The following is a 26,565-nucleotide window of genomic DNA, read 5'->3' as shown; positions in this document are numbered from 1 at the left end:
TTCAGTTACCCGGGCTTACCTCGTGTACCGTGCAGAGTTCTTCGACCCATACCGGCAAGCGTGACCATCGCGTCGATTTCTTTCGAGGCGTCGCCCTGGCCATGATCTTCATCAATCACATCCCAGGCAACTTCTGGGAGAACATGACGTCGCGCAATTTCGGCTTTTCCGATTCGGCCGAACTCTTCGTTTTTCTTGCCGGCTATGCATCGGCCTTCGCCTATGGGCGGCCGTTCCTTGGCGGCCATCGGCTGGTGGTCTCGCTGAAGGCCTGGCGCCGGGCGGGCACGCTCTATCTCGTCCATACGGCGCTGACGCTTTTCGCGGTTGGCTTCTTCGCCTGGGCCGCGCTGATCTTCGGCGATGGCGGCATCCTGGCCGCCAACGATCTGGCGCCGATCGTCACCGATCCGCTGAACACGCTGGTCGGGCTCGCGACGCTTGGCCACCAGCTGCGCTTCGTCAACATCCTGCCGATGTATGTGGCGCTGCTCGTGATGCTGCCGGCGCTGCTCGCCCTCACCATCGCGGTAGGACGCAACGGCATGGTGCTCGGCGCCTTCCTGCTCTGGGCCTTCGCGGCCCTGTTCTGGCTCAACCTGCCGAACCATCCCTATTCGGGCGGCTGGTTCTTCAACCCCTTCGCCTGGCAGCTCATCTTCGCCATCGGGCTGAATTGCGGCCTCGCCCGGCTCTCGGGCGAGCAGGCGGTGCCCTATTCGCGGCCGCTCTACATCGCGGCGCTCGCCTATCTCGCCGGCTCCTTCCTGTTCATCGAATTCGAGATGTGGGGCTTCGAGCGGGATTTCGGCCTGCCGGTGATGCTGTCCGGCTTCGACAAGACCTACGTGTCGCTGCCGCGCCTCCTGCATCTCCTGGCGCTCGTCTATGTCTTCGCCCATGCGCCGCGGGAATCGGTCTTCTCCCGGATCTCGGCCGACAATCCCTTCACCCGCCTCGGGCGCCATTCGCTGCCGGTCTTCGCCACCGGCACGGCGCTGGCGCTGGTCGTGCAGGTGGTGAAGTTCGGCGAGCCGCCGCAGCATCTGCGCGACACGCTCCTGATCGCCGCCGGGCTCGGCCTGCAATTCGGTCTCGCCCATTTTCTTGATTGGTGGCGCACCGCCGGACAGGCGATAAGGAAGCCGGCCCCCATACCGGCCGCCGCGCAGCCGCGCCCCGTCCGGGCGGCGGAGGCGATGGCCGAGCGGGCGCCGCCGGACGGTGCCGGACAGGCCGGCATGCTGACCGCGAGGGCTTTCAAAGGGTGACGATGACGCCGAGCGAACGCAATATCGCCTTCTTCCGCCCGCTCTGGCGGCGCGTCCTGCTCGTCGTCGTGCTGACGGTCTGGACCGGTGTCGAGATCTTCTACGGCGACCGCATCTGGGCGTGGATCACCGGCGCCGTCCTCGCCTATTCGCTCTGGACCTTCTTTCTCAATTTCCCGAAGGAAGGGGCGAAGTAGCGCCCCTTCCCTCTTCCACCACTCAGTTCCGGTCGGAAACGCCGGCGGCGTCGAAGGTCGCCATGCCGGAATGGCAGGCGACGGCGGCCTTGACGAGGCCGGCGGCGAGCGCCGCGCCGGTGCCCTCGCCGAGCCGCATGCCGAGCGCCAGCAGCGGCACCTTGCCCATCGCCTGAAGCAGCTTCATATGGCCGGGCTCGGCCGAGACATGGCCGAAGAGGCAATGGTCGAGCGCTGCGGGATCGAGCCGCCAGAGCACGGCGGCGGCGGCCGTCGCGACGAAGCCGTCGACGATCACCGGCACGTTCTGCATCCGCGCCGCCAGCACCGCGCCGGCCATCGCCGCGAGTTCGCGCCCGCCGAGCCGGCGCAGCACTTCCAGCGGATCGGCGAGATGCGCGCCGTGCAGCGCGAGGGCGCGGTCCACCACGGCCGCCTTGCGGGCAAGGCCCGCCGCGTCGAGCCCGGTGCCCTTGCCCACCCAGTCGGTGCCCGTCCCGCCGAAGAGGCCGGCGCAGAGCGCCGCCGCGATCGTGGTATTGGCGATGCCCATCTCGCCGATGCAGAGGAGGTCCGGCTCGCCGGTCAGCGCCTCCATGCCGAAGGCCATGGTCGCGGCGCAGCCCTTCTCGTCCATCGCCGGCTCTTCGGAAATGTCGCCGGTCGGCATGTCGAGCGCGAGGTCGAAGACCTTCAGGCCGAGATCGTAGGCGGCGCAGATCTGGTTGATCGCGGCGCCGCCGGCGGCGAAGTTCGACACCATCTGCGCCGTCACCTCCGGCGGAAAGGCCGAGACGCCCTGTTTCGCCACGCCGTGATTGCCGGCGAAGATGGCGACGACCGGGCGCGTCACCGCCGGGGCGCGGCGCTGCCAGGCGGCCAGCCATTCGGCGATCTCCTCCAGCCGCCCGAGCGAGCCGGACGGCTTGGTCAGCCGCTCCTGGCGATGTCGCGCCTCATGCCGGGCCGCGTGATCGGGCCCCGGCATCTGGCGGACGAGAGCGCGGATGTCGTCGAAGGGCAGGCCGCTCGTGGACATCAGGTCGGACATGGAGGCTTTTCCTTGAGAGTCGTCAGGGCGCGGGTCTAAGAGACCCGAACGGAACCTCGCGGGGGTCAGCTGGCCGAGTCTCTTTACCCGGAGGTTCCGTCAGGACCTCTAGAGAGCCGAATTCGGCCCGCCAAGCGACAAGATTGCAATGCAGACCCTCGTTTCCGCGACGTTTCGCGCGCTTGCCTTCCTGTCGCGCCTGCCGGCGCCGGCCGGCGCCTTCCGCGAGTCGCCGCCGCTCGGCCGCGACGCCTATGCCTTTCCGCTGGCCGGGCTCGTGATCGCGCTGCCTTCGGCGGCCCTGCTTCTCGCCGCCGCCGCGCTCGGCCTGTCGCCGGCGAGCGCCGCGATTCTCGCCCTCGGCCTCCTCGTCGGCACGACCGGCGCCCTGCACGAGGACGGGCTCGCCGATGTCGCGGACGGGCTGGGCGGCAACCGGCCGAAGGAACGGGCGCTGGAGATCATGAAGGACAGCCGGATCGGCGCCTATGGCGCGCTGGCGCTCGGCCTGTCGCTGCTGCTGCGCGCCTCGCTTCTTGCCGATCTCGCCGCGCGCGGGCCGGGCCGGGCGGCGCTCGCCCTGCTCCTCGCGGCGGCGGCGAGCCGGGGCCTCATGGCCTGGCTCTGGGCCGATTTGCCGCCGGCCGTGCCGGGCGGCACGGCGGATCGGGCCGGACGGCCCTCGCCGCGCGCCGGCCGCCAGGCGGCGGCACTCGGCACGGCGATCCTCCTTCTCGGCGGCCTGCCGGGCTTCGGGCTCGGCGGCGGTCTTTGCGCGCTCGGTCTCGCCCTGGCCGGGCTCGCCGGCTTTCGCGCCCTATTGCGCCGCCGTCTCGGCGGCCAGACCGGCGACTGCCTCGGCGCCGCCCAGCAGATCGCCGAAATGGCGATCCTGATCGGCCTCGCCCTTACCGTGAGATCAGCGTGACGACGAGGGCCAGCAGCAGAAGAACCAGAGCCAGCGCGACGAGGAGGTCCGACAGGCGCCGATAGAGGACGAGGGCGCGGTCGATATCCTCGACGCCCGCCTCGCGCCGGCCGCCGGAATTCAGCTCCGGCGCATCGACGATCACTTCGCCGTAGCGGCGCGGCCCGCCGAGCGACAGGCCGAGCGCCCCGGCCATCGCGCATTCCGGCCAGCCGGCATTGGGCGAGCGGTGCAGCCCGGCATCGCGCCGCGCCGTCGCCCAGGTGGCGCGGCGCGAGGCGCCGATCTTCGGCGCGACCAGCGCGAAGAACAGCGCCGTCAGCCGGGCCGGGACGAAGTTCAGGACGTCGTCCAGCCGCGCGGCGGCCCAGCCGAAGGCGCGATGGCGCTCGCTCATGTGACCGATCATCGAATCGGCGGTGTTCACCACCTTGTAGACGAGAAGGCCCGGCAGGCCGAAGACCAGGAAGAAGAGCCAGGGGGCGACGAGGCCATCGGAGGCGTTCTCGGCGAGGCTCTCGATCGCGGCCCGGCAGACGGCCGGCTCGTCCAGCGCCTCCGGGTCGCGGCCGACAATCATCGACACCGCCCGCCGGCCTTCCGGCAGGCCCTGGCCGCGCAGCGCCCGCGCGACGGCAGCGACATGGTCGGCAAGGCTCTTGCCGGCGAGAAGCACCGCGACGACGACGACCTCGGCGAGAAGGCCGACCGGGCCGAGGGCCGCGAGCAGGAGATGCAGGTCGAAGCCGACGAGAAGGGCGAGACCGAGCATCAGCGCGAGCGCCAGGGCGCCGCGCAGGCGCCGGGCGCGAAACGAGGCGCGGCCGTTGTTCCAGATATCGTCCATGAAGGCGATGCCGCGCCCGATCAGCGCCACCGGATGCGGCAGGCGGCGCCAGAGCCAGGGCGGATCGCCCACCCATCGGTCGAGGAGCGTGGCGAGCAGCAGAATCAGCGCATGGATCAGCATCATTCGGCGCGGTCGATCACGTGGCAGAAGGAGCCGCCGACCCGGCCCCTGCGCAAGCCCATGGCACCGAGCGGATCGCCGGCCGCGTCCGTGGCGGCGAAGAGCCGCTCGGCCGCGCCTTCGCGGATGGTGCTCGCGTAGTGGAATTCATGACCCGCGAGAAGCCCCTCCCGCCAGGGAAAGCCGCCGAGCGGCCGGAGGCGGCGATAGCCGAGCTGGCGCCGGCGGCGGGCGAAGCTCGTCTCGAGCGGCAGGAGACCGAGCATCCGGTGCCGCCGGCCCTCCGCATCCTCCAGCCCGTCGCCGAGCACCATGTAGCCGCCGCATTCGCCATAGATCGCCGCGCCGCGATCCGCCGCCGCCGTCAGGCCGGCCCGGAACCGCTCCGCCCCGGCAAGCCGCCCGGCATGGAGCTCGGGATAGCCGCCGGGCAGGAACACGGCATCGGCGCCGACCTCGGGCGCCTCGTCGCCGAGCGGCGAGAAGAAGGCGAGCTCCGCCCCGTCCCGCCGCCAGCCGGCGAGAAGATGCGGATAGGCGAAGGCGAAGGCCTCGTCGCGCGCCACCGCGATGCGGCGCCCGAGCGGCGCGAGCCGGGCGACCGCCATGTCCCGTGGCAAGTCTCTCGCCGCGAGCGTCGCCAGCGCGGCGAGATCGAGCCCCGCCGCCACCCAGTCGGCGGCGCGCTCGATGAAGGCTTCGAGCGCCGGATGCTCGCCGGCCTGGACGAGGCCGAGATGGCGCGACGGCAGGCCGAGGTCCTCGCGTGTCGGCAGCGCGCCGAGAACGGGCAAGGCCAGCGGCGCCAGCGCGGCGCGAAGCAGCGCCTCGTGCCGGGGGCTGGCGACGCGGTTAAGGATGACGCCCGCGAGCGCGAGGTCCGGGCGATGATCGCGGAAGCCGCGCACCAGGGCCGCGACCGAATGCGACTGGCGCGCGCAGTCCACCACCAGCACCACGGCGAGACCGAGCCGCAGGGCGAGATCGGCCGCCGAGCCGGTGCCGTCGGCCGCGCCGTCGAAGAGACCCATCATGCCCTCGACGACCAGCAACTCGCCCTCCGCCTCGCCGGACAGCGCGGCGAGCAGCGCCGGCCGCATCGCCCAAGGGTCGAGATTGACGCAGGGCGCGCCGCTCGCCGCCGCGTGGAAGGCGGGGTCGATATAGTCCGGCCCGGCCTTGGCGCTGGCGACGGACCGGCCGGCCCGCGCAAGCGCCCGCAACAGACCGAGCGTCACGGTGGTCTTGCCGGACCCCGAGGCCGGCGCGGCGATCAAAACACCGGTCATCGCGGCGACAGTGCGAGTGGCGAAACCTCGAAACCGCGATCTTCTTCCTTGAAAGGGAGAGGAGCGGCAGCCCGGAGGGGGGTGGCGAGCTTCGGCGAGGCCCACCCTCTCCACCGCCGCGCCATTCGAAGGCTTTCGCCTTCGCACCCCCCTCTGCCTGCCGGCATCTCCCCCTCAAGGGGGGAGATCAGGCTAAGCGCGGACGATGTTGCCAGGTATCGCTTCGGACGCAGGAGTTGCGAGACCTCGAAACCGCGATCTCCCCCCTTGAGGGGGAGATGGGCGGCAGCCCAGAGGGGGGTGGCGAGCGTTAGCGAGCCTCCTCCTCTCCACCGCCGCGCATTTCGCTTGGCGCATTGACGCAAAGCGCTTGCATTGGCGCGGACGCCCGACGCCCCTATAAGCCTGTCATGGGCTTCAATCTCGGCGACGGACCTCCGGACGACGGCCGGCCGCTTCGACGCGGCTGGACGACGGGCGCCTGCGCCACCGCCGCGACCAAGGCGGCGCTGACGGCGCTTTTCACCGGCGGCTTTCCCGATCCGGTGGAGATCGTCCTGCCCAAGGGCGAGCGGCCGGCCTTCGCGCTCGCCCGGCACCGGCTGGACGGAGAGATCGCGAGGGCCGCGATCGTCAAGGATGCCGGCGACGATCCCGACGTCACCCATCTCGCCGAGATCGAGGCGGCGGTGCGCTTCGGGCACCCGGGCGCGGGCGTCACCTTCCACGCGGGACCGGGCGTCGGCACCGTGACCCTGCCGGGCCTTCCCCTGCCGCCGGGCGAGCCGGCGATCAATCCGGTGCCGCGCCGGCTGATGCGCGCGGTCGTGGAGGCGCTCTGCGCGGAGCATGGCCGGGCGCCGGATGTCGCCGTCACCATCTCCGTCGCCGGCGGCGAGGAGCTGGCGCGCCAGACCTGGAATCCCCGCCTCGGCATTCTCGGCGGGCTTTCCATTCTCGGCACGACGGGCGTGGTGCATCCCTTCTCCTGCTCGGCCTGGATCCATTCGATCCATCGCGGCGTCGATGTCGCGCGGGCGGCGGGCCTCGCCCATGTCGTCGGCGCCACCGGCTCGACCAGCGAGGACGCGGCGCGGCGCCTTTATCCCGATCTGCCGGAGATCGCCTATCTCGACATGGGCGACTTCGCCGGCGGGCTTCTCAAATATCTGCGCGCCCATCCGCTGCCGCGCCTCACCATCGCCGGCGGCTTCGCCAAGCTGGCGAAGCTCGGCGCCGGCGCGCTGGACCTCCATTCCGGCCGCAGCCAGGTCGACAACGCCTTTCTGGCGGATCTCGCCGGGGAGCACGCGCCGCGCTCCGCGATCCTCGCCGCCAATACGGCGAAGGCGGCGCTCGATCTCGCCCGCGCGGCCGGCATCGATCTGGCGGAGGGCGTCGCGCGCGCGGCCCTCGCCACGGTGCGCGAGGTTCTGCGCGACGCGCCGGTCGCGGTGGAGATTCTCGTCGTCGACCGAGGCGGCGCGGTGATCGGCCATGCCGGCTGACACGATCCTTCTTCTCGGCGGCACGGCGGAGGCCAATGCCCTTGCCCGACGCATCGCGGCGGAGATGCCGGCGACCCGACTCATCGTCTCCCTGGCCGGGCGCACGGCGAGCCCGCAACGCCCGGCGGACGAGGTGCGGATCGGCGGCTTCGGCGGCAGCGCCGGCCTCGCGCATGTGCTCCGGGCGGAGGGCGTGACCCGGCTCGTCGACGCGACGCATCCCTTCGCGATCGGCATCTCGCGCGCGGCGGCGGAGGCTGCCGAGCGCGCGGGCGTGCCGCGCCTCGCGCTCCAGCGCCCGGCCTGGGAGGCGATCGCGGGCGACGACTGGCATCGCGTTCCCTGCCTCAAGGCGGCGGCGGCGAGCCTTCCGGCGGGCGCCACGGTCTTTCTAGCGCTCGGGCGCCAGCATCTCGCGCCCTTCGCCGCGCGGCCGGACCTCCGCTTCGTCACCCGCATGGTCGAGCCGCCGGCCGAGCCGCTGCCCTTTCCGGCGCGGCTCGTCTTCGGCAAGCCGGGCGAGGACTGGCGGGCGGAAGCGGCGCTTCTGGCCGAAACGGGCGCGGACTGGCTCGTCTCGCGCAATTCCGGCGGCGCGGCCTCATATGCGAAGATCGAGGCCGCCCGCCGGCTCGGCCTGCCTGTCACGCTGATCGAGCGGATGGCGGCGCCGGCGCCGCCCGTCGTCGCCACGATCGCGGCGGTCATGGACTGGCTCGGCGCTTCGGCCTGAGCAGATGGACGTGATCGGCGCCGTAGAGATGGGACTCCTCGAACCCGCTCGCCTGGAGCGCCCGACCGACGAGGATCAGGGCGGTGCGCGTCAGCTTGGCGTCGCGCACCTGACGGTGGATATCGGCCAGCGTGCCGCGCAGGAAGCTCTGGTCCGGCCAGCCGACGCGGAAGGCGACGATCACCGGACAGTCCGGGCCATAGCCGGGCAAGGGCAGGAGTTCGCGCTGGATATGCGGGATGTTGCGCACCGAGAGATGGATCGCCAGCGTCGCGCCGCTCCGGCCGAGCGTCGCCAGCTCCTCGCCCTCTGGCATGGCGGAGGATTTCATCGCCGTGCGGGTGAGGATCACGCTCTGGCAGAGGCCGGGCACGGTGAGTTCGGTCTTCAGCGCGGCGGCGGCGGCGGCGAAGGCCGGCACGCCCGGCGTCACCTCGTAAGGGATGCCGAGCGCATCCAGCCGGCGCATCTGCTCGGCCGTCGCGCCATAGAGCGAGGGATCGCCCGAATGGACGCGCGCGACGTCGAGCCCCTGTTCATTCGCCGCCGCGATCTCCGCCAGGATCTCGTCCAAGACCATCGGCGCGGTGTCGATGACCCGCGCGCCGGGCGGCGCGGCCGCGACGATCTCCGCCGGCACCAGCGAACCGGCATAGAGACAGACCGGGCAGCGCTCGATCAGCCGCAGCCCGCGCAAGGTGATGAGATCCGGCGCGCCGGGACCGGCGCCGATGAAATGCACCGTCATGCGGCGTCCTCGAACGAGAGTTCGGCGGTGATGCGCGACCAGGGCACGAAGATCTTGCCGGCCTCGTCCTTCTCGATGAGGCCGAGTTCGAGCAAGGCCGCGACATCCGCGTGCACGCCGCGATAATCGCGCCCGAGATGTCCGGCCAGCGCCCGGATCGAGGAAGCGCCGACCGAGCGTAGACGCCCCAGCAGCGTCCAGCGATTGGCCGTCATGACCTTCAGGAAGGTCTGGAACCCCTCGAAGCCGACCACCGGACGATGGGCGATTTCCTCGCCGCGATCGATCGCGGCGGCGGCGTGCTTGGCCTCGGCGAAGAACTGGTCGAGGCTGGAGACGCGCAGCATGATCTCAGTCATCGCCTTGCTCCTTCAGGATGTCGCGTTCGAAATCGGCGATGAGTTCGGCGAGCGAGCGGAAGCGATAGGCCTCTTCCCGGTCGCCGTAATGCCGATGATCGCCCTTTCCCCGCTCGTTGTCGTATCCGACGATGCGCCGGCCGCCCCGGCCGTAGAACAGCGAATATTTGAGACCATGCGGCCGCTCGGGGGTCGCCTCCGGCAGGCGCCAGACCCGCATCTGCACGATCGCGCCGTCGGACCGCACGATCTTGTAATCCAGCAGAAGACGCGCCTTCATATGCTATATTTAGCATATGCTCTCGACAGCATCAACCGGCGCAATCCCCGTCTCCGCCTTGCCGGCATAGCCGCGCGGCGTATAGGCGAAGAGGCGGCCGTCGCCCGTTCGCACCGTCCGGCTTTCCGAGGAGCCGACGATGACCACCGTCAGCATGTCGACCTCCTCGACGTCGAGCGCCTCCAGCGGGACGACGCGCACCCTTTCGCCCGGACGGCCGAGATTGGTGGCGAGCACCACCGGCGTCGCCGCCGGCCGGTGGCGGAGCAGGAGGTCGCGGGCGAAGGCGAGCTGGGTGCGGCGGCGCCTGGAGACGGGATTGTAGAAGGCGATGACGAAATCGCCCTCCGCCGCCGCCCGGACCCGGCGCTGGATCGCATCCCAGGGCGTCAGCAGATCGGACAGCGAGATGGTGCAGAAGTCGTGGCCGAGCGGCGCCCCGGCCCGCGCGGCGGCGGCCTGGAGCGCCGAGATGCCCGGCGCGACGGCGATCTCGATCCGCTGCGCCGGTGCCGACAGGCCGCCCTTGTCCAGGAGCTCGAAGACGAGGCTCGCCATGGCATAGATGCCGGCATCGCCCGAACAGACGAGCGCGACGCGCCGGCCCTCGCCGGCAAGCTCCATCGCATGGCGCACCCGCGCCTCTTCCGCGCCGAGCGGGAAGTCGTGCCGCGCCTTGCCCGTGGCGAGCGGACCGACAAGATCGAGATAGAGCGAATAGCCGACGAGGTCGCTCGCCTCCTCCACCATGCGGCCGGCCTCCGGCGAACGCCAATCGGCGGCGCCCGGGCCGATGCCGACGACGAAGAGCGTGCCCCGCGCCCGGCCACGGGTCTCCGGCTCGATCACCCCCGGCGAGCGGGCGAGCGCGGCCGTGGTGCGGGCGCCCTTGCGCTTCGCCACGACGAGAACGCCTTCCGGCCCGGCGGCGGCGAGCGCCGCCCCTTCCGCGACGCCATGGCAGCCGGTCTCGCGGAAAACGAGATCCGACGGGTTGGCGAGGCGCGGCGTCTCGGCTTCGAGCTCTTCGGCCCCGAAGAAGCGGGCTGGCACGCCGAAATGGTCCGCGACGGCATGGACGGCCGGCTCGTCGGCCTTGAGATCGAGCGAGAACACGCCGGCCAGCGCGAGCGGCGAGAGGCCGGCCTCGGCCAGCACGCTCTCCGCGAGCGCGATCGCTTCCTCCGCCGGGGCGCCACGCTCGGCGCCGATGCCGAGCGTCAGCGTCCTCGGCCGATAAAGGAGTTCGAGCGGCCGGGCCGCGCGCGCCGCCTCGGTGACGCTGAGCGTCACGCGGCCGTCGTCGCTGAAGGGCAGCGCCGCCGCCTCCAGCCAGTCCGCCGGGGCGCCCTCGATCCAGGCCTCGCCGCCGGCGACGAGTTCGGCCATCACCGCCTTCGCATCGTCCGGATTGTCCAGCACCCAGCCCGCCGGCGGCGCGTCGAGCGACAGGCCGAAGCGCAGGTCGCCGGCCGTGGTGACGGCGGCATGGGCGCCGAGACGTTCGGCGAGGCGGCGCGCCAGATCGTTCGCGCCGTGATGGCCGCCGAGAAGAGGCACGGCGCTGGTGCCGTCCTCGGCGATGGCGAGAACCGGCGGCTCGGCCCGCTTGTCGGCGAGAAGCGGCGCCAGAAGCCGGATCAGCGCGCCGGCCGCCATCAGGCCGAGGATCGGCCGCCCGGCGAGGAAGAGCTGGCGCAAGTGATCGCCCGTCTCGGCGAAACCGATCTCGATCTCCGGCTCGGCGAGGCGCGAGCGGAGCCCATGCAGCTCGCCGCCGACGACCGCCGCGACGCGACGCGCCAGCGGCAGCGCCGAGGGCGACAGAACCACCACCGCCGGCCTCATGCCGAAAGCTCCGCTTGGCGCGACCGCAGCCGCAAAGCCGGCTCGGTGCCGCGATAGCCAAGGATCAGCGAGAAATAGGGCGCCTCGTCGCCGGTCTCCGCCAGCGGCAGGGCGCGCCCGCCGGGCATGGTGGCGTTCTCGACATAGGTGCAGTGCTCGGCGAGGCCGAGCGTCGCGAGCAGCGCCTTCACCCGGGCGAAATGCCGGCCGAGCTTCAGGATGGCGAAGCCCTCGGCGCCCTCCAGCCGCCGGGCGATGGCGGCGTCGGCGAGCGGCGCCGGCACGACGGCGAAGCCGTCATTGCGCGCCGCGAGCGGGCGGCGGGCGAGCGCGGCGGCGGCGCCGAGCGAGGAGACGCCCGGCACGATCTCCACCGGAAAACGGGCGGCGAGACGTTCGAAGAGATACATGAAGGAGCTGTAGAAGAAGGGATCGCCCTCGCAGAGCGCCGCGACGTCGCGGCCGGCCGCGAGATGCGCCGTCATCGCCGCCGCCGCCGCGTCATAGGCGTCCTGCGCCGGCCGGCGCGCCGTGGTCATGCAGAGGCCGATCGGGATCTCGATCTGGCCGCCCGGCAGATGCGGCGCCGCGATGCGCCGGGCGAGACTGTCGCCGCCCTCGGCATGGGGATAGGCGATCACCGGCACGGCGGCGAGAAGCCGCGCCGCCTTCAGCGTCAGGAGTTCGGGATCGCCCGGTCCGAGGCCGAGCCCGTAGAGCCGTCCGGTCACCGCGCGTCCCCCTTCGTCGCATGCCAATGGAGGACCGGCATCGCCGGCCGCCAGCCCTGGAACGGCCCGACCGGCTCGGCCCGCTCGACCGACAGGCGCAGGAGCTCGCCGCCGAGGCGGCGATGCGCATCGATCAACAGGACCTCCGATTCCAGCGTCACGGCATGGGCGACGAGGCGCCCACCCGGCGGCAACGCCTCCCAGGCCGGGGCCAGCACGCCCTCCGACAGGCCGCCGCCGAGAAAGATCGCGTCCGGCGCGGGCAGGCCGGCGAAGGCGACGGGCGCCCGCCCCTCGACCAGGGTCAGGCCGGGGCCGCCCAGCGCATCGGCATTCTCCGCGATCATCAGGCGTCGCTCGGCGCGCGGCTCGATGGCGATCGCCGCCATGCCCTCGGCGGCCCGCAGCCATTCCACCGAGATCGAGCCGCAGCCCGCCCCGACATCCCACAGAAGCGCGCCCGGCATCGGTTCGAGCGCGGCGAGCGCCAGGGCCCGGGGCACCCGCTTCGTCATCGTGCCGTCGTGAAGAAAGGCGTCGTCGGGAAGACCCGGCACCAGCGGACGCGGCATCGCGGCGCGGCCGGCGACGCATTCCACCGCCACGGTGTTGAGATCGGCGACGCCTTCGAGATCGAAATCGGCGGCGCTCGTCTCCCGCACGCGCTCGGCGCCGCCGCCGAGATGTTCGAGCACGGTGAGGCGGCTCGGCCCGAAGCCGCGTCCGGTGAGGCGGCGGGCCAGCTCGCGCGGGCTGTCGCCGTTCCAGGCATAGACGAGAAGGCGGGCGCCCGGCCGGAGATGCCGGTCGATCAGGCCGATCGACCGCCCATGGATCGAGAGGCAGGTGCAGTCCTCGATCGGCCAGCCGAGACGGGCGGCGGCCAGCGAGAAGGCGGAGGGTCCCGGCAGGACGCGCATCTCGCCCGGCGCCAGCCGGCGGGCGAGCGTGCCGCCGACGCCGAACCACATCGGATCGCCGGTCGCCAGCACCGCGACGCGCCGGCCGCGCCGCGCCAGGAGATCGTCGAGCGCCGCCTCGAAGGGCGAACGCCAGACGACGCGCTCCGGCCCGCCCTCCTCCAGCATGGCGAGATGGCGCGCGCCGCCGAACACGGTCTCGGCCATGTCGAGGGCGCGGCGCTGCTCCGGCGTCAGCGTCGCGAGGCCGCCGTCGCCGATGCCGATGAGGGTGAGCCAGGGCGCCGTCATGGCGCGCACAACGCGTTGACCGCCGCCGCCGCCAAAGCCGAGCCGCCGCGCCGGCCGGCCAGCGCGACGAAGGGCACGCCGCGCGGATCGCGGACGAGCTCGGCCTTCGATTCCGCCGCGCCGACGAAGCCGACCGGAAAGCCGAGGATCAAGGCCGGGCGCGGCCAGCCGGCATCGAGCTTTTCGAGAAGCGCGAAGAGCGCCGTCGGCGCGTTGCCGATGGCGACGACCGCCCCCTCGATCGAGCGGCGCCAGAGCTCGACCTGCGCGGCCGAGCGCGTCGTGCCGAGCCGGGCCGCGAGCGCCGGCACCGCCGGCTCGTTCAGCGCGCATATCACGGCATTGCCGGCCGGCAGGCGGCGGCGGATCACGCCATGCGCCACCATCTCGGCATCGACGAGGATCGGCGCGCCGGCGCGCAAGGCGGCCTCGCCGGCGGAAACCGCATCTTCCGATAGGACGAGATCGGCGAGGATGTCGGGCATGCCGCAGGCATGGACGAGGCGGATCGCCAGGGGATGGGCCGCCGGGGACAGCGCCGCGAGATCGGCCTCGGCGCGGATCGCGGCGAAGCTCGCCGCATAGATCGCCTCCGGGTCGCGCAGATAGTCGAGCGCGGCCGTCACCCGTGCCCTCCCCCCGCCTTCAGCGAGCGCGGCCCCAGCGGATGGTCGGCATGCGGATAGGGATGGTGATGGCCGTGGCCGTCCGCGCCGTGGTCATGACTATGGCCATGACGATGGTGGCCATGGTCGTGATCGTGATCGTGATCGTGATCGTGGTGAGCATGGTCGTGCGGATGCGCGTGATCGTGCCCATCGCCATGATGATGGTGGTGGTGATGCCCGTCGCCGTGATGGTGATGGCCATGATCGGCCGAGGTGCCGATGCCCTCCACGTGATGGTGGTGGCTTTCCTGCGGCAGTCCGACCTCCGCCTCGAAGCCGAGCACCTGCTCGCGATATTTGCACATTCCGCAATTCATGTTGTTCGTGCCTTCGAGGATCTCGCCGAGCCGATCGACGAAGGTCTCGACCACGAGGTCGTGCGCGCCGAGATAGGGCGCTTTCAGGAAGGCGATCTCCGGGTGGCGGGCGGCGACGAGATCCGTGTGCTCGTAGATGCGCCGCACGAGGATGCCGGTGAAGAGGAAATAGGGAAAGACGACGATGCGACGGTAGCCGAGGCGGGTCGCATGTTCGAGCCCCGGCTCGACCAGGGGAAAGGTCACGCCCGAATAGGCGGTCTCGCCCCAGCCGAAGCCGAGCCCTTCCCAGAGCATGCGCATGACCTTGGCGACGTTGGAATTGGCGTCCGGGTCGGAGGCGCCGCGCCCGACGACGACCAGCATCGTGTCGTGCAGCGATTCGCCGTCGCGCCAGCCGCCGGCGCGCAGCGCCTCGCGGATGCGCTCGCCCGCCGCGCGGATCATCTTCGGGTCGATGCCGAGCTCGCGCCCATAGGGCACGGTCATGCCGTTGGCGCTGGCCCAGGTGTTGAGGACGGAGGGAATGTCGTTCTTCGCATGGCCGGCGGCGAAGAGCATGCCGGGCAAGGCCAGGATCTCCCGCGCCCCGCCGGCCTTCAGCTTGGCGAGACCGTCGCGGATGATCGGCCGGGCGAATTCCAGATAGCCGTATTCCAGCGGATAGTCCGGCAGGCGGCGCTTCAGCTTCTCCGCCAGTCCGGCGAATTCCACCATCGCCGCCGCGTCCCGGCTGCCATGGCCGCAAAGCATGATGGCCCGCATCTCGTCGTCCTCCGTCTCGATCGCGCCGGAGGAAGCGATCCGCCCTCGAGGGCGGCGCGCCGTTCCGACAGTCCGCGCGCTCGGCCCCCGGCTTGGGTCGGCCTCCCGCGCGATCGCATCCGGCCCGGCCGCGCGCCGGGCACCGTCAGTGAAGCCGCGACCTAAACAGGACTGCGCGGCGAAGGTCAAATCGGGGAGGCCAGTTGACGGACGGATGAGGGCAGCGCATGCGATCGCGTCATGCCGATCGACCTCTTCCTGCTTCTCGTCGCGGCGGCCTTCGCCGCCGGCTTCATCGACGCCATCGCCGGCGGCGGCGGCCTCATCACGATTCCGGCCCTGCTCATCGCCGGCATCCCGCCCGTCCAGGCGCTCGGCACCAACAAGCTCCAGGGCATGTTCGGCTCCGGCTCGGCGACGCTCGCCTTCGCGACGAAGGGGCATCTGAACCTGCGCAAGCTCGCGCCGATGGCGGGCCTGTCGCTGCTCGGCTCGGTGGTCGGCGCCGGCGCCGCGCTTGTCATTCCGACGGAGGCGATGCGGGCGCTCCTGCCCTTCCTGCTCATCGCCGTCGCGCTCTACTTCGCCTTCCGGCCCGGCCTGTCGGATGCCGATGCCGAACGGCGCATGCCGGCCAAGGCCTTCGCCCTCGGCGTCGTGCCGGGCATCGGCGCCTATGACGGGTTGTTCGGGCCGGGCACCGGCTCCTTCTTCATGCTGGCCTTCGTGACGCTCGCCGGCTTCGGCGTCCTGAAGGCGACGGCGCATACCAAGCTCCTCAACTTCGCCTCCAATATCGGCGCCTTCGCCGTCTTCGCCCTGTCGGGCTCGATCCTCTGGGGCCTCGGCCTCGCCATGGGCGTCGGCCAGTTCGTCGGCGCCCGGCTCGGCGCGCATTTCGCGATGCGCTTCGGCGCCAGGATCATCCGGCCGCTGCTCGTCACCGTCTGCCTCGCGCTCGCCGCGAAGCTGCTCTTCGGCTGAGGCCTATGCGCCGCGCCGCCGCGATCATGCTGCAGGGCACGGGCTCCGACGTCGGCAAGACGGTGCTCGTCGCCGGGCTCTGCCGGCTTCTCGCCGATCGCGGTCTCGCGGTGCGGCCCTTCAAGCCGCAGAACATGTCGAACAACGCCGCCGTGGCGGCGATCCCGGGCACCGAGGCCTTCGGCGAGATCGGGCGCGGCCAATGGCTCCAGGCCTTCGCCAGCCGCGTGCCGCCCAGCATCCACATGAACCCGGTGCTCCTGAAGCCGCAATCCTCGACCGGCAGCCAGATCGTGCTCCAGGGCCGCGTCGCGGGCCGCGCCGAAGGGCGCGACTACCAGCGCCTCAAGGCGAACTTCCTGCCGAAGGTGCGGGAGAGCTTCGCCGCGCTGGCCGAGGAGGCGGAGATCGTGGTCGTTGAGGGCGCGGGCTCGCCGGCCGAGATCAACCTGCGCGCCGGCGACATCGCCAATATGGGCTTCGCGCGGGCGGCCGGGGTGCCGGTCGTCCTCGTCGGCGACATCGACCGGGGCGGCGTCATCGCGGCGCTGGCCGGCACGCATCTCGTGCTCGATCCGGCCGACCGCGCGATGATCCGCGGCTTCCTCGTCAACAAGTTCCGGGGCGACCCGTCGCTTTTCGCCGACGGGCTCGCCGCCGTCACGCGCTTCACCGGCTGGCCGTCGCTCGGCCTCGTGCCCCATCTTCCCGCCGCCGCGCGCCTGCCCGCGGAGGATTCGGTGGCGCTGGAGCGTCTCGGCCGGGCCGAGGCCGCGCCGCTCCTCGTCGCGGTGCCGGTCCTGCCGCGCATCGCCAATTTCGACGATCTCGACCCGCTGCGGGCCGAGCCCGGCCTTGCCGTCCGCTTCGTGCCGCCCGGCGAGCCGCTGCCGGAAGCGGCGCGGCTCGTCGTCATTCCCGGCTCGAAATCGACCATCGCCGATCTTGCCGCCCTGCGGAGCGAGGGCTGGGACCGCGATCTCCGCCGCCATGTCGAACGCGGCGGCCATGTCGTCGGGCTCTGCGGCGGCTACCAGATGCTGGGGCGGCGCATCCGCGACCCGCATCGCATCGAGGGCGATGTCGCGGAGGCGGAAGGGCTCGGCCTTCTCGATGTCGAGACGGTGCTCGAACCGGACAAGACCGTGCGCGAGACGCGCGCCGTCTCGCCCGCCGGCCTGCCGCTCGAAGGCTACGAGATCCATCTCGGCCGCACCGAGGGGCCGGACCGGGCGCGGCCGGTGGCGCTGATCGACGGGCGGGCGGAAGGGGCGGCGAGCGCCGACGGCCGCGTGTTCGGCACCTACCTGCACGGGCTCTTCGCCGCCGATGCCTGGCGGCGCGACTTTCTCGCCCGTCTCGGTCATACCGCCGGGCCGCGCGACCACCGGGCGGCGCTCGACGCGGCATTGGACGAGATCGCGGCGGCGCTCGCCCGCCATCTCGATGTCGAGGCGCTGCTCGCCATCGCGCAGGACGGCATCAACACCGCGTAATCGGCTCTTTTCCGCCGGCCAAAATTCTCCATCATCCGGCCGGAAGGAAGGCGACCAACGAATCGCCAAGCGGAGACAGGCATGTTCACGGCCGCACCGATGAGAGACGATCGCGAGGGCTATGGCCTCGTCACCCGCACGCTGCATTGGGGCATGGCGGCGCTCTTCGCCTGGCAGTTCACGACGGGAATCGTGCGGGTCGTCGCCGAGGACAGCCCGGTCGACGCCTTCTTCTGGTCGACGCATTATTCGGTCGGCTTCACCCTGTTCTGCCTCGTGGTGCTGCGCGGGCTCTGGGGCCTCGCCAATCTCCACCGCCGCCCGCCGCATGCCGGCCCCTCGCAGGAGCGTCTCGCCGCCAGCCTCGGCCAGCTGCTGCTCTACGGGCTGATGATCGTCATCCCGCCGCTGATGATCGTCCGCGCCATCGGCCTCGGGCGCGGCTTCACCGTCTATGGCGTCCAGCTCGTCGCGCCGGGCGAGCCCTGGGCCGATCGGGCGACGTTCGCGCCGCTGGCGGATGCCCATGTCATCCTCGCCTGGACGCTTCTCGCCTGTATCGTGCTTCACGCGGCGATCGCGCTCTATCACGGCTTCGTGCGGCGCGACGCGACGCTCGACCGGATGGTGAAGGGCTCGAGCGCCCTGCCCCTCAATCCCGGGCCAGATAGGCCTTGAACGGCTCCGCCCAGTCCTTGTGCCAGCGCGACAAGGGCGGGCGGTTCTCCACGATGTCGCCGGCCGCCCAGGCGATGCGCTTCTCGTCCAGCGCGCGCGGCACGTCATTGTCCGGGCAGAGGATATAGAAGTCGCCGCGCTCCAGGCTTTCCAGCATGAAGTCCGCCGTCTCTTCCGGCGTCCAGGCGGCGGCCGGCTTCTCCGTCCGCTCGCCCTTGGTGAGGCCGGTGAAGACGAAGCCGGGAATGAGGAGATGCGCCGTGATCCGTGCGCCCTCGCGATTGCGCAAGTCGTGCTCCAGCGCCTCGGTGAAGACCTTCACCCCGGCCTTCGCCACGTTGTAGGCCGGATCGCCGGGCGGCGTGGTGATGCCCTGCTTCGAGCCGGTATTGATCACGATGCCGCCGGCGCCGCCTTCGATCATGCGCGGCACGAAGACCTGGCAGCCGTTGACGACGCCGCCGAGATTGACGGCGAGGACCCGGTCCCAGTTCGCCGCCTCCAGCACGGAGGAGCCCGGCTGGATGCCGGCATTGTTGACGAGGACATGCACCGCGCCGAAGGCCTCGAAGACCTTCGCCGCCGCCGCCTCCATCGCGCCGCGATCGGCGACGTCGAGCGCCAGCGTCGTCAGCCGCTCGCCCGCGCCGAGCGCCTGCCGCGCCGCGGCCAGCGCCGCCTCGTCGCGATCGGCGATGACGACGGTGAGGCCGGCTTCGAGCAGGCGCCGCGCAATGGCGAGCCCGATGCCGGCGGCGCCTCCGGTGATGAAGGCGACATGATCGGGAGCAAGGGCGGGATGGGGCATGGCAGGCTCGCGGCTCGAAATGGCGTGCGCCGAAGATAAGGCCCGATCCCGCCCCCGCAAAGCCTGCCCGTTGCGGGGGCGTGAAAATCTAGTATGTTTATGCGAAGACATACTAGGATTTGCCGATGCCCGCCAAGACGACACGGGACGACGCGCAGGCGCGTGGGCGCGTTTCACGGCCGCCGGTCGGCGAGGCGCTTCCGATCATGACCTCGCAAGAGTTCAACCAGAATCCGAGCGCCGCCAAGCGGGCAGCGGCGGAGCGCGAGCTGATCGTCACCGAACACGGCCGCAACCGCTTCGTGCTCATGTCCTACGAGCGCTACGAGCGACTGACGGCGGGCGAGCCGGCGGCGGGAAAGGCACCGAAGCGGACGCTGGCGGACTTGGCCGATATGCGGCCGGAGGCCGATTTCGATTTTGAGTTCGAACGCTTTTCAAATTTCGGCCGCGAGATCGAATTGTGAAGGTTCTTCTCGATACGGTCGCCATATCCGGGCTTCGCCGGCCAGACCGTCAAACGCTGCCCTTCCAGCGCTGGGCACGACACTTCGATATAAAGGAGGCCTATCTTTCCGCGATTTCGTTGACGGAAATCCGTCGTGGCATCGAAATGGAAAGACGGCGCCAGACGAAATTCGCCGAACAGCTCGCCTTCTGGTTCAACGAGGCGCTTCTGCCGGAATTCGCGTCGCGCGTTCTTCCTTTCGATATTCCCATTGCGTTGCTTTGCGGCGGCTTGCCGACGCCGGACATGCGATTCGACGAGGACACCATGATCGCGGCGACAGCCATCTGTCACGAGCTGCCGATCGTGACCCGCAATGTCTCGCATTTCAAACGCCTGGATGTTTCGATCATCAATCCTTGGGACGATTGATCATTCCCAGGCTGGCCAAGCCGCGGATGTCGAGCGCCGCCGGTTGACGAATGTCCCTCCCCGACGCATGCAGCGCGGGATGATGACGAGTTCCATCCTTGGCGAAGGGCTGACCTTGGTGCTCGGCGGCGCGCGCTCGGGCAAGAGCCGCTATGCCGAGGGTCTCGCCGAGGCCTCGGGGCTCGCTCCGGTCTATATCGCGACCGCCCAGGACTTCGGCACGGACGGCGAGATGGCGGCGCGCATCGCCCATCACAAGGATCGGCGCGGGCCGAACTGGCGCAGCATCGAGGCGCCGTTCGAGCTCGGCGCGGCGATTCTTCACGAGGCGGCGCCCGGCCGCGTCGTCGTCGTCGACTGCCTGACGCTCTGGCTCACCAATCTGATGCTGGCCGAGCGCGACGTGGCGGACGAGGCGGCGCGATTCGCCGCGCTGTTCGAAACGCCGCCCGCCGGTCCCGTCCTGCTCATCTCCAACGAGGTCGGTCTCGGCATCGTGCCGGACAACCGCATGGCGCGCGAGTTCCGCGACCATGCCGGCCTCCTGCACCAGTCCCTCGGGACTCTCGCGGCCCGCGTCGTCTTCGTCGCCGCCGGCCTGCCCCTCCTTCTCAAAGGTTGACCCCCATGGCGTCGAAGAAACTTCCCGCGACCGTCGTCACCGGCTTTCTCGGCGCGGGCAAGACCACGCTGATCCGCAACCTTCTCCAGAATGCCGAAGGGCGGCGGATCGCGCTGATCATCAACGAGTTCGGCGATCTCGGCGTCGATGGCGACCTGCTGAAGGGCTGCGGCGCCGAGACCTGCCGCGAGGAGGACGTGGTCGAGCTGACCAATGGCTGCATCTGCTGCACCGTCGCCGACGACTTCATCCCCACCATGGAGAAGCTGATCGAGCGCGCCGACCGGCTGGACCATATCGTCATCGAGACCTCCGGCCTCGCCCTGCCCCAGCCGCTCGTCGCCGCCTTCAACTGGCCCGAGGTGAAGGCGCGGGTGACGGTGGACGGCGTCGTGACGGTGATCGACGCCCATGCCGTGGCCGCCGGCCGCTTCGCCGACGAGGAGGAGGCGATCGCGGCGGCCCGGGCCGCGGATGCGAGCCTCGACCACGACAATCCGCTGGAGGAACTCTTCGAGGACCAGATCCGCGCCGCCGATCTCGTGATCCTCAACAAGGCCGATCTCGTCGGCACGGACGAGATGCAGGCGGTGCGCGACGCGGTGGAGGCGGCGGCGGGCGGGCGCGCCGTCAAGGCGGTGCCGGCCTCGGGCGGCCGCCTGCCGGCCGAGGTCCTTCTCGGCCTCGGCGCCGCGACGGAGGAGCTCATCGCCGGTCGCCGGTCGCATCACGAGATCGAGCACGAGAACGGCAGGGCGCATGACCACGACGATTTCGAGAGCTTCGTCGCGGCGGCCGGCCCGATCGCCGACGTCGCGGCCTTCACCGAAGGGCTGAAGGCGCTGATCCGGCGGGAGGACATCCTGCGCGTCAAGGGTTTCGCGGAGGTCGCGGGCAAGCCGATGCGCCTCGTCGTCCAGGCGGTCGGCGAGCGGATCGAGACCTATTTCGACCGTCGCTGGGACGCGGGCGAGACGCGCGGCACGCGGCTGGTGGTGATCGGGTTGCACGAGGCGCTGGACGAGGCCGCCGAGGCCCGGATCGCGGCGGCGATCGAGGACCTCACACGCGCGGGCGCGCGCGCCGCGACCGCCGCCTGATGCATCTTCTCGCCGCCCAAAGGGGCACGATCGCCGACGGCGCCGAGGCGGTGGATCTCCGCCAGACGCCGGCCGATCTCCTGGTCCTGTCGGCGGCGGATACGGAACTCGCGGCGCTGGCGGCGGCGGCACGCCGGCTCGGGCCGGACGCGCCCGATCTCCGGCTCGCCAATCTCCTGCGGCTCGGCCATCCGATGTCGGTCGACACCTATGTCGAGAGGACGGCGCGGCACGCGCGGCTGATCGTCCTGCGCCTTCTCGGCGGCGCGGCCTATTGGCGCCACGGCGCCGAGCGGCTGGCGAGCCTCGCCCGCGAGCGGTCGATCCGCTTCGCCGCCCTGCCGGGCGACGATCGCGAGGACCCGGAACTGGCCGCCCTTTCCACCCTGCCGCCCGCCGAGCGCCTGGCGCTCTGGCGCTATCTGACGGAAGGCGGCGCGGAGAATGCCGGCCATTTCCTCGCCGCCTGCCGGGCGATCCTCGACGGCAGCGACTGGCCCGTCGCGGCGCGGCCGATCCTGAAGGCGGGACGGCTTTCGGATGAGACGGCGAAGGCGCGAGGATCGCGAGCGGAGCCTTTCTCCACGCCGGCCGGAACGAGCGACGCGCCAGCCACCGGCGAGACCCGCCCGACGGTGGCCATCGTCTTCTACCGGGCGCTCGTCCAGAGCGGCCAGACGGAAGCGGTGGACGCGCTGGCGACAGCGCTCGAAGCGCGCGGCCTCTCCCCCCTCCCGATCTATGTCACGAGCCTGAAGGATCCGGTCTCGATCGAGACGCTGCGCGCCCTCTTCGCCCGGACGGCGCCGGATCTCGTCGTCAATCTCACCGGCTTCGCGGTCGGCGAGCCGGGCGGCACGGTGCTTGACGAGAGCGGCGCCATGGTCTTGCAGGCGGTGCTCGGCAGCGGCACGGAAGAGGCGTGGCGCGCCTCGCCGCGCGGGCTTTCCCCCCGCGACCTCGCCATGAGCGTCGCCCTGCCGGAGATCGACGGCCGGGTCTTCGCCGGCGCCCTCGCCTTCAAGTCGGCGGGCGAATGGGACGCGCAAGCCGAGATCGACGTGGTGCGCCACAGGCCGGTGCCGGATCGGATCGCCCATGTCGCCGATCTCGCCCGTGCCTGGATCGCGCTGCGCCGCCGGCCGGCCGCCGAACGGCGCGTCGCGATCGTCCTCGCCAACTATCCGAACCGGGACGGGCGGACCGCCAACGGCGTCGGGCTCGACACGCCGGCCGGCACGGTCGAGGTGCTCGGCGCGCTGCGGGCGGCGGGCTATGCGGTCGAGGACCTGCCGGCGGATGGCAACGCGCTCGTCGCCCGCCTCCTCGAAGGCCCGACCAATGCCGGCCTTGCCGGCCGCGCCGTCCGCGAGACCCTGCCGCTCGCCGACTATCGCCGCATCTTCGCCGCCTTGCCGGAAGCGGTCCGCGCCGCCGTCACGGCGCGCTGGGGCGCGCCGGAAGACGATCCCTTCGTCCTGCCGGGGCGCGGCTTCGCCCTGCCGCTCCGCCGCTTCGGCCACGCGATCGTCGGCGTGCAGCCGGCGCGCGGCTACAATATCGATCCGAAATCGAGCTATCACGCGCCGGATCTCGTGCCGCCGCACCACTATCTCGCCTTCTACGCCTTTCTGCGCGAGGGCTTCGGCGCCGATGCGGTGATCCATATGGGCAAGCACGGCAATCTCGAATGGTTGCCGGGCAAGGCCCTCGCGCTGTCCGAAGACTGCTTCCCCGAAGCCGTGCTCGGACCCTTGCCGCATCTCTATCCCTTCATCGTCAACGATCCGGGCGAGGGCACGCAGGCCAAGCGCCGGACGGCGGCGGTGATCGTCGACCATCTGACGCCGCCTCTGACCCGCGCCGAGAATCACGGCGCGCTGCGCGATCTCGAAGCGCTGGTCGACGAATATTACGCGGCGACGGAGGGCGATCCGCGCCGCGCCGCGCTGCTGCGCAAGGCCATCCTCGACCTCGTCGCCGATAGCGGCCTCGACCGCGATGCCGGTCTTCTCGCCGGCGACGAGACCGAGCGGCTGGAGCGTCTCGACGCCTATCTCTGCGAATTGAAGGAAATGCAGATCCGCGACGGCCTGCATGTCTTCGGCCGCGCGCCGGAGGGCCGCCTGCTCACCGACCTTCTCACCGCCCTCGCTCGCATGCCGCGCGGCTTTGAACCCGGCGAGGCGTCGTTGCAGCGGGCGATCGCGGCGGATCTGGGGTTGGGCTCGGAAGCCTCTATGTCCGACGTGGTGGAGGGGGGCGACACCCTTTCCACCGCCACTCCCTTCGATCCCCTCGCCTGCGACATGGCCGCCCCCTGGCGAGGCCCGAGACCGCCGGTGCTCATGGATGTCGCGTCCGACCCCTGGCGCACGGCCGGCGACACGGTGGAGCGGATCGAGCTCCTGGCGGGAAGGCTCGTCGCCGGCGAGAGCGAACCGGACCCGGCCTGGACGGCGACGCGCGCCGTTCTCGCCGGGATCGAGACGCGGCTGCGCCCGGCCGTCACCGCCTCCGGTCCCGCCGAGATCGCCGGGCTGCTCGCCGGCCTCGACGGACGCTTCGTGCCGCCCGGCCCGTCCGGCGCACCGACGCGCGGCCGGCCGGACGTCCTGCCCACCGGGCGCAACTTCCATTCCGTCGATACGCGCAGCGTGCCGACCGAGACCGCCTGGACGATCGGCCGGACATCGGCCGAGCTGCTGCTCACCCGCCATGTCCAGGATCATGGCGACTATCCCCGCGCCCTCGGCCTTTCCGTCTGGGGCACGGCCAATATGCGCACCGGCGGCGACGACATCGCGCAGGCTCTGGCGCTGATCGGCGCGAGGCCGGTCTGGGATGCCGGCAGCCGGCGCGTTTCCGGCTTCGAGATCGTGCCGCTCGCCGCTCTCGGACGGCCGCGCGTCGACGTGACCCTGCGCGTCTCCGGCTTCTTCCGCGACGCCTTTCCCGACCAGATCGCGCTCTTCGACCGCGCCGCCCGCGCCATCGGCGCCCTCGACGAGGACGCGGCCGACAATCCGCTTGCGGCCCGCATGCGCGAGGAGACCGCCCTGCTGCGGGCCTCGGGCCTGACGGAGCGCGAGGCCGCGCGCCGCGCCGGCTTCCGCGTCTTCGGCGCCAAGCCAGGCGCCTATGGCGCAGGCCTCCAGGCGCTGATCGACGAGCGCGGCTGGGAGACCAGGGGCGATCTGGCGGAGGCCTATCTCGTCTGGGGCGGCTATGCCTATGGCGCCGGCGGCGAGGGCGAGGCGGACCGCGCCGGCTTCGAGCGGCGCCTGGAGCAAGTCGAGGCGGTCGTCCAGAACCAGGACAATCGCGAGCACGACCTCCTCGATTCCGACGACTACTACCAGTTCGAGGGCGGCATGACTGCGGCGGTCGAGACGCTGTCGGGCCGGCGCCCGAGCGTCTATCACAACGACCATTCGCGGCCCGAGCGGCCAGTGATCCGCAGTCTGGAGGAGGAGATCGGCCGGGTCGTCCGGGCGCGCGTCACCAATCCGAAATGGATCGCCGGCACCATGCGCCACGGCTACAAGGGCGCCTTCGAGATCGCCGCGACGGTCGACTATCTCTTCGCCTTCGCGGCGACGACCGGTGCCGTCGCCGATCATCATTTCGAGCTGGTGCACCGCGCCTTCGTGCTGGACGAGACGGTGGCGGGCTTTCTCGAAGCCAACAATCCGGCGGCCTTCGCGGAGCTGCGCGCGCGGCTGGCCGAGGCGATCCGGCGCGGGCTCTGGCGCCCGCGCTCCAATTCGGCCCTGATGGAACTCGGGAGATAGCGATGTCGGACAAGTCCCCGGCGCTGGCGGCGATGACGCAGGACGAGCTGGACGCGCGCCATGCCGAGAAGATGAAAAAGAAGAAGGCGGCGCGCGACAAGATCCTCGCGACCAAGACGGTCGAGAAGGGCCTGCTCATCGTCCATACCGGCAAGGGCAAGGGCAAGTCGACCGCCGCCTTCGGCCTCGTCTTCCGGGCGCTCGGCAACGGCATGAAGGTCGGCATCGTCCAGTTCGTGAAGGGCAAGTGGGAAACGGGCGAGCGCGTGGCGCTGGAGCGCTTCGAGGACCGCGTGACGATCACCGCCATGGGCGACGGCTTCACCTGGGAGACGCAGGACCGCCGCCGCGACATCGAGGCCGCCGCCGCCGCCTGGGAACGGGCGAAGGCGCTCGTCATGGACGACGAGCACGATCTCGTCCTCCTGGACGAACTCAACATCGTGCTGCGCTACGACTATCTCGATCTCGCCGAGGTGCTGGAGGTGCTGCGCAACCGGCCGCCGATGAAGCATGTCGTCGTCACCGGCCGCAACGCCAAGGAGGAGCTGATCGAGCTCGCCGATCTCGTCACCGAGATGGAGGCGGTGAAGCATCCGTTCCGCTCTGGCGTGAAGGCGCAGAAGGGCATCGAGTTCTGACGAGCCCTCGCCTCTCCGAGAGGCTCGTCGGGGCCGGTTTTGCCGGAGCGCGTCCGATCTTATATGCTACGAGAGCCATTGCATGAGGATCGTTTGGGACGAACCGAAACGCCGCAGCAATCTCGCCAAGCATGGATTGGATTTCGCCGCCCTGAACGACGAGTTCTTCGCGGGAGCCCTTATCCGTCCAGGCCATGGCAACCGCTTTCTGGCGATCGGTCGGCTCGACCATATCCTGGTGGTCGCCGCCGTCTTCCGACCGCTCGGATCGGAGGCGATCTCGATCGTCAGCATGAGACCGGCCTCGCATCTGGAAAGGAGGCTCTATGACCGACAAGAGGACTGACGGATTCGATCCCGTCCACGCCGAGATGCATGGTTATGCCCGAAAGGATTGGGACGAGGTGTCCGACAATCCGGAATGGACGGAAGAGGATTTCGCCAAGGCCAAACCTTTTGCGGAGGTCTTTCCCGGCCTCGCGGAAAGCCTCCGGCGCGACCGCGACCATCCGGCGAGGCAGGAAAAGCGTCAGGAAGTCCGGCTTCGCCTCGATGCGGATGTGGTCGCGAAGTTCAAGGCGACGGGCAAAGGCTGGCAGTCGCGGATCAACGAAGTCCTGAAGAACGCCAAATTGTAGGTCGCGTCCGCGACGATTTCCCGGGTCGAATCCGGATGTCGTCGTCCGGA

General features: G+C 71.0%; 28 protein-coding genes. 16 read left to right on the top strand and 12 right to left on the bottom strand.

Annotated features, from left to right (window positions below; all coding sequences use genetic code 11):
* The first annotated feature begins 29 nt into the window (after positions 1-29).
* A complete protein-coding gene (locus IEY14_RS20100) occupies positions 30-1,271 on the top strand; it encodes an OpgC family protein (protein ID WP_244639604.1) in 1,242 nt (413 codons plus the stop codon).
* A gap of 2 nt (positions 1,272-1,273) precedes the next feature.
* A complete protein-coding gene (locus IEY14_RS20095; protein WP_188911654.1) occupies positions 1,274-1,468 on the top strand; it encodes a DUF3329 domain-containing protein in 195 nt (64 codons plus the stop codon).
* A 22-nt stretch (positions 1,469-1,490) separates the two neighbouring features.
* Here IEY14_RS20095 and cobT read toward each other — a convergent pair whose 3' ends face one another.
* Positions 1,491-2,507: a nicotinate-nucleotide--dimethylbenzimidazole phosphoribosyltransferase gene (cobT, locus tag IEY14_RS20090; RefSeq protein ID WP_188911810.1), complete on the bottom strand. Its 1,017-nt coding sequence runs from the start codon at positions 2,505-2,507 to the stop codon at positions 1,491-1,493.
* 160 nt (positions 2,508-2,667) lie between these two features.
* On the opposite strand from cobT, the gene IEY14_RS20085 reads away from it, so the two are divergent.
* Positions 2,668-3,447 carry an adenosylcobinamide-GDP ribazoletransferase gene (locus tag IEY14_RS20085; RefSeq protein ID WP_188911652.1) on the top strand — a complete coding sequence of 260 codons (780 nt, stop codon included), beginning with the start codon at positions 2,668-2,670 and terminating at the stop codon, positions 3,445-3,447.
* Here IEY14_RS20085 and cbiB read toward each other — a convergent pair.
* Both cbiB and IEY14_RS20075 read right to left on the bottom strand, forming a co-directional pair.
* Complete coding sequence (gene cbiB / locus IEY14_RS20080; protein WP_188911808.1) at positions 3,428-4,417, bottom strand: adenosylcobinamide-phosphate synthase CbiB; 990 nt, start codon at positions 4,415-4,417, stop codon at positions 3,428-3,430. The genes IEY14_RS20085 and cbiB overlap by 20 nt on opposite strands.
* Positions 4,417-5,706 carry a cobyrinic acid a,c-diamide synthase CobB gene (locus tag IEY14_RS20075; RefSeq protein ID WP_188911649.1) on the bottom strand — a complete coding sequence of 430 codons (1,290 nt, stop codon included), beginning with the start codon at positions 5,704-5,706 and terminating at the stop codon, positions 4,417-4,419. The genes cbiB and IEY14_RS20075 overlap by 1 nt, the downstream gene beginning before the upstream one ends.
* A 410-nt stretch (positions 5,707-6,116) precedes the next feature.
* Between IEY14_RS20075 and IEY14_RS20070 the strand changes: the two genes are divergently transcribed.
* Both IEY14_RS20070 and IEY14_RS20065 read left to right on the top strand, forming a co-directional pair.
* Positions 6,117-7,214, top strand: coding sequence for a cobalt-precorrin-5B (C(1))-methyltransferase (locus tag IEY14_RS20070; protein WP_188911647.1), 1,098 nt, complete (start codon positions 6,117-6,119; stop codon positions 7,212-7,214).
* Positions 7,204-7,947 carry a cobalt-precorrin-6A reductase gene (locus IEY14_RS20065; protein ID WP_188911645.1) on the top strand — a complete coding sequence of 248 codons (744 nt, stop codon included), beginning with the start codon at positions 7,204-7,206 and terminating at the stop codon, positions 7,945-7,947. Before IEY14_RS20070 ends, IEY14_RS20065 begins: the two co-directional genes overlap by 11 nt.
* Here IEY14_RS20065 and cobM read toward each other — a convergent pair.
* Genes cobM through IEY14_RS20025 form a run of 8 tightly spaced genes read right to left on the bottom strand, consistent with a single transcriptional unit; the run spans position 7,919 to position 14,874 of the window.
* Positions 7,919-8,695, bottom strand: coding sequence for a precorrin-4 C(11)-methyltransferase (gene cobM / locus IEY14_RS20060; protein ID WP_188911643.1), 777 nt, complete (start codon positions 8,693-8,695; stop codon positions 7,919-7,921). The genes IEY14_RS20065 and cobM overlap by 29 nt on opposite strands.
* Positions 8,692-9,054, bottom strand: a complete 363-nt coding sequence (locus tag IEY14_RS20055; RefSeq protein WP_188911641.1) for an HVO_A0114 family putative DNA-binding protein — start codon at positions 9,052-9,054, stop codon at positions 8,692-8,694. The genes cobM and IEY14_RS20055 overlap by 4 nt, the downstream gene beginning before the upstream one ends.
* On the bottom strand, positions 9,047-9,334 hold the full coding sequence (locus IEY14_RS20050) for a toxin-antitoxin system TumE family protein (RefSeq protein WP_188911639.1): 288 nt from the start codon (positions 9,332-9,334) through the stop codon (positions 9,047-9,049). Before IEY14_RS20050 ends, IEY14_RS20055 begins: the two co-directional genes overlap by 8 nt.
* 9 nt (positions 9,335-9,343) lie before the next feature.
* Positions 9,344-11,182: a precorrin-3B C(17)-methyltransferase gene (gene cobJ / locus IEY14_RS20045; RefSeq protein ID WP_188911637.1), complete on the bottom strand. Its 1,839-nt coding sequence runs from the start codon at positions 11,180-11,182 to the stop codon at positions 9,344-9,346.
* On the bottom strand, positions 11,179-11,913 hold the full coding sequence (gene cobI / locus IEY14_RS20040) for a precorrin-2 C(20)-methyltransferase (protein WP_188911635.1): 735 nt from the start codon (positions 11,911-11,913) through the stop codon (positions 11,179-11,181). The genes cobJ and cobI overlap by 4 nt, the downstream gene beginning before the upstream one ends.
* Entirely contained in the window at positions 11,910-13,124 is a 1,215-nt protein-coding gene (gene cbiE / locus IEY14_RS20035; RefSeq protein ID WP_188911633.1) for a precorrin-6y C5,15-methyltransferase (decarboxylating) subunit CbiE, read from the bottom strand. Before cbiE ends, cobI begins: the two co-directional genes overlap by 4 nt.
* Positions 13,121-13,750, bottom strand: coding sequence for a precorrin-8X methylmutase (locus tag IEY14_RS20030; protein ID WP_188911631.1), 630 nt, complete (start codon positions 13,748-13,750; stop codon positions 13,121-13,123). The genes cbiE and IEY14_RS20030 overlap by 4 nt, the downstream gene beginning before the upstream one ends.
* Positions 13,747-14,874 (bottom strand): sirohydrochlorin chelatase, encoded by a 1,128-nt coding sequence (locus IEY14_RS20025; protein ID WP_188911629.1) that lies wholly within the window; start codon positions 14,872-14,874, stop codon positions 13,747-13,749. The genes IEY14_RS20030 and IEY14_RS20025 overlap by 4 nt, the downstream gene beginning before the upstream one ends.
* A gap of 240 nt (positions 14,875-15,114) precedes the next feature.
* Here IEY14_RS20025 and IEY14_RS20020 point away from each other — a divergent pair, with 240 nt between their 5' ends.
* The 3 genes from IEY14_RS20020 (at position 15,115) to IEY14_RS20010 (ending at position 18,032) form a co-directional block, all read left to right on the top strand.
* Complete coding sequence (locus tag IEY14_RS20020) at positions 15,115-15,858, top strand: TSUP family transporter (protein WP_188911628.1); 744 nt, start codon at positions 15,115-15,117, stop codon at positions 15,856-15,858.
* A gap of 5 nt (positions 15,859-15,863) precedes the next feature.
* On the top strand, positions 15,864-17,354 hold the full coding sequence (locus tag IEY14_RS20015; protein WP_188911627.1) for a cobyric acid synthase: 1,491 nt from the start codon (positions 15,864-15,866) through the stop codon (positions 17,352-17,354).
* An 81-nt stretch (positions 17,355-17,435) separates the two neighbouring features.
* Positions 17,436-18,032: a cytochrome b gene (locus tag IEY14_RS20010; protein ID WP_188911626.1), complete on the top strand. Its 597-nt coding sequence runs from the start codon at positions 17,436-17,438 to the stop codon at positions 18,030-18,032.
* On the opposite strand, the gene IEY14_RS20005 is transcribed toward IEY14_RS20010, so the two are convergent.
* Positions 18,007-18,840 carry an SDR family NAD(P)-dependent oxidoreductase gene (locus IEY14_RS20005; protein WP_188911625.1) on the bottom strand — a complete coding sequence of 278 codons (834 nt, stop codon included), beginning with the start codon at positions 18,838-18,840 and terminating at the stop codon, positions 18,007-18,009. The genes IEY14_RS20010 and IEY14_RS20005 overlap by 26 nt on opposite strands.
* Before the next feature lie 125 nt (positions 18,841-18,965).
* On the opposite strand from IEY14_RS20005, the gene IEY14_RS20000 reads away from it, so the two are divergent.
* The 8 genes from IEY14_RS20000 (at position 18,966) to IEY14_RS19965 (ending at position 26,515) form a co-directional block, all read left to right on the top strand.
* Positions 18,966-19,307: a type II toxin-antitoxin system prevent-host-death family antitoxin gene (locus tag IEY14_RS20000; protein ID WP_244639603.1), complete on the top strand. Its 342-nt coding sequence runs from the start codon at positions 18,966-18,968 to the stop codon at positions 19,305-19,307.
* The gene (locus tag IEY14_RS19995) at positions 19,304-19,720 is read left to right on the top strand and encodes a type II toxin-antitoxin system VapC family toxin (RefSeq protein ID WP_188911624.1); all 417 of its coding nucleotides are present in this window, start codon (positions 19,304-19,306) and stop codon (positions 19,718-19,720) included. Before IEY14_RS20000 ends, IEY14_RS19995 begins: the two co-directional genes overlap by 4 nt.
* An 82-nt stretch (positions 19,721-19,802) precedes the next feature.
* Positions 19,803-20,342, top strand: coding sequence for a bifunctional adenosylcobinamide kinase/adenosylcobinamide-phosphate guanylyltransferase (cobU, locus tag IEY14_RS19990; protein WP_188911804.1), 540 nt, complete (start codon positions 19,803-19,805; stop codon positions 20,340-20,342).
* A gap of 5 nt (positions 20,343-20,347) precedes the next feature.
* The gene (gene cobW, locus IEY14_RS19985) at positions 20,348-21,442 is read left to right on the top strand and encodes a cobalamin biosynthesis protein CobW (RefSeq protein WP_188911623.1); all 1,095 of its coding nucleotides are present in this window, start codon (positions 20,348-20,350) and stop codon (positions 21,440-21,442) included.
* Positions 21,442-25,236 (top strand): cobaltochelatase subunit CobN, encoded by a 3,795-nt coding sequence (cobN, locus tag IEY14_RS19980; RefSeq protein WP_188911620.1) that lies wholly within the window; start codon positions 21,442-21,444, stop codon positions 25,234-25,236. The genes cobW and cobN overlap by 1 nt, the downstream gene beginning before the upstream one ends.
* 2 nt (positions 25,237-25,238) lie before the next feature.
* Positions 25,239-25,877, top strand: coding sequence for a cob(I)yrinic acid a,c-diamide adenosyltransferase (cobO, locus tag IEY14_RS19975; protein ID WP_188911618.1), 639 nt, complete (start codon positions 25,239-25,241; stop codon positions 25,875-25,877).
* A gap of 82 nt (positions 25,878-25,959) precedes the next feature.
* On the top strand, positions 25,960-26,223 hold the full coding sequence (locus IEY14_RS19970; protein ID WP_188911616.1) for a BrnT family toxin: 264 nt from the start codon (positions 25,960-25,962) through the stop codon (positions 26,221-26,223).
* Entirely contained in the window at positions 26,204-26,515 is a 312-nt protein-coding gene (locus IEY14_RS19965; protein WP_188911614.1) for a BrnA antitoxin family protein, read from the top strand. The genes IEY14_RS19970 and IEY14_RS19965 overlap by 20 nt, the downstream gene beginning before the upstream one ends.
* Positions 26,516-26,565: the final 50 nt, after the last annotated feature.

Source organism: Aureimonas endophytica (assembly GCF_014642635.1).
Lineage (GTDB): Bacteria > Pseudomonadota > Alphaproteobacteria > Rhizobiales > Rhizobiaceae > Plantimonas > Plantimonas endophytica.
This window is presented reverse-complemented; position numbering and strand designations above follow the sequence as displayed.

Bases quoted from the DNA above. Each gene is read 5' to 3' on its own strand.
- IEY14_RS20075 (WP_188911649.1), bottom strand. From the start codon at position 5,706: ATGACCGGTGTTTTGATCGCCGCGCCGGCCTCGGGGTCCGGCAAGACC.
- IEY14_RS20055 (WP_188911641.1), bottom strand. From the start codon at position 9,054: ATGACTGAGATCATGCTGCGCGTCTCCAGCCTCGACCAGTTCTTCGCC.
- IEY14_RS20050 (WP_188911639.1), bottom strand. From the start codon at position 9,334: ATGAAGGCGCGTCTTCTGCTGGATTACAAGATCGTGCGGTCCGACGGC.
- IEY14_RS19965 (WP_188911614.1), top strand. From the start codon at position 26,204: ATGACCGACAAGAGGACTGACGGATTCGATCCCGTCCACGCCGAGATG.
- IEY14_RS20000 (WP_244639603.1), top strand. From the start codon at position 18,966: ATGCCCGCCAAGACGACACGGGACGACGCGCAGGCGCGTGGGCGCGTT.
- cobN (WP_188911620.1), top strand. From the start codon at position 21,442: ATGCATCTTCTCGCCGCCCAAAGGGGCACGATCGCCGACGGCGCCGAG.
- cobW (WP_188911623.1), top strand. From the start codon at position 20,348: ATGGCGTCGAAGAAACTTCCCGCGACCGTCGTCACCGGCTTTCTCGGC.
- IEY14_RS19970 (WP_188911616.1), top strand. From the start codon at position 25,960: ATGAGGATCGTTTGGGACGAACCGAAACGCCGCAGCAATCTCGCCAAG.
- IEY14_RS20010 (WP_188911626.1), top strand. From the start codon at position 17,436: ATGTTCACGGCCGCACCGATGAGAGACGATCGCGAGGGCTATGGCCTC.
- IEY14_RS20005 (WP_188911625.1), bottom strand. From the start codon at position 18,840: ATGCCCCATCCCGCCCTTGCTCCCGATCATGTCGCCTTCATCACCGGA.
- cobM (WP_188911643.1), bottom strand. From the start codon at position 8,695: ATGACGGTGCATTTCATCGGCGCCGGTCCCGGCGCGCCGGATCTCATC.
- cobT (WP_188911810.1), bottom strand. From the start codon at position 2,507: ATGTCCACGAGCGGCCTGCCCTTCGACGACATCCGCGCTCTCGTCCGC.
- IEY14_RS20085 (WP_188911652.1), top strand. From the start codon at position 2,668: ATGCAGACCCTCGTTTCCGCGACGTTTCGCGCGCTTGCCTTCCTGTCG.
- cobJ (WP_188911637.1), bottom strand. From the start codon at position 11,182: ATGAGGCCGGCGGTGGTGGTTCTGTCGCCCTCGGCGCTGCCGCTGGCG.
- cobU (WP_188911804.1), top strand. From the start codon at position 19,803: ATGACGAGTTCCATCCTTGGCGAAGGGCTGACCTTGGTGCTCGGCGGC.
- IEY14_RS20020 (WP_188911628.1), top strand. From the start codon at position 15,115: ATGCCGATCGACCTCTTCCTGCTTCTCGTCGCGGCGGCCTTCGCCGCC.
- cobO (WP_188911618.1), top strand. From the start codon at position 25,239: ATGTCGGACAAGTCCCCGGCGCTGGCGGCGATGACGCAGGACGAGCTG.
- IEY14_RS20015 (WP_188911627.1), top strand. From the start codon at position 15,864: ATGCGCCGCGCCGCCGCGATCATGCTGCAGGGCACGGGCTCCGACGTC.
- IEY14_RS20095 (WP_188911654.1), top strand. From the start codon at position 1,274: ATGACGCCGAGCGAACGCAATATCGCCTTCTTCCGCCCGCTCTGGCGG.
- IEY14_RS20070 (WP_188911647.1), top strand. From the start codon at position 6,117: ATGGGCTTCAATCTCGGCGACGGACCTCCGGACGACGGCCGGCCGCTT.
- IEY14_RS20065 (WP_188911645.1), top strand. From the start codon at position 7,204: ATGCCGGCTGACACGATCCTTCTTCTCGGCGGCACGGCGGAGGCCAAT.
- cbiB (WP_188911808.1), bottom strand. From the start codon at position 4,417: ATGCTGATCCATGCGCTGATTCTGCTGCTCGCCACGCTCCTCGACCGA.
- IEY14_RS20025 (WP_188911629.1), bottom strand. From the start codon at position 14,874: ATGCGGGCCATCATGCTTTGCGGCCATGGCAGCCGGGACGCGGCGGCG.
- cbiE (WP_188911633.1), bottom strand. From the start codon at position 13,124: ATGACGGCGCCCTGGCTCACCCTCATCGGCATCGGCGACGGCGGCCTC.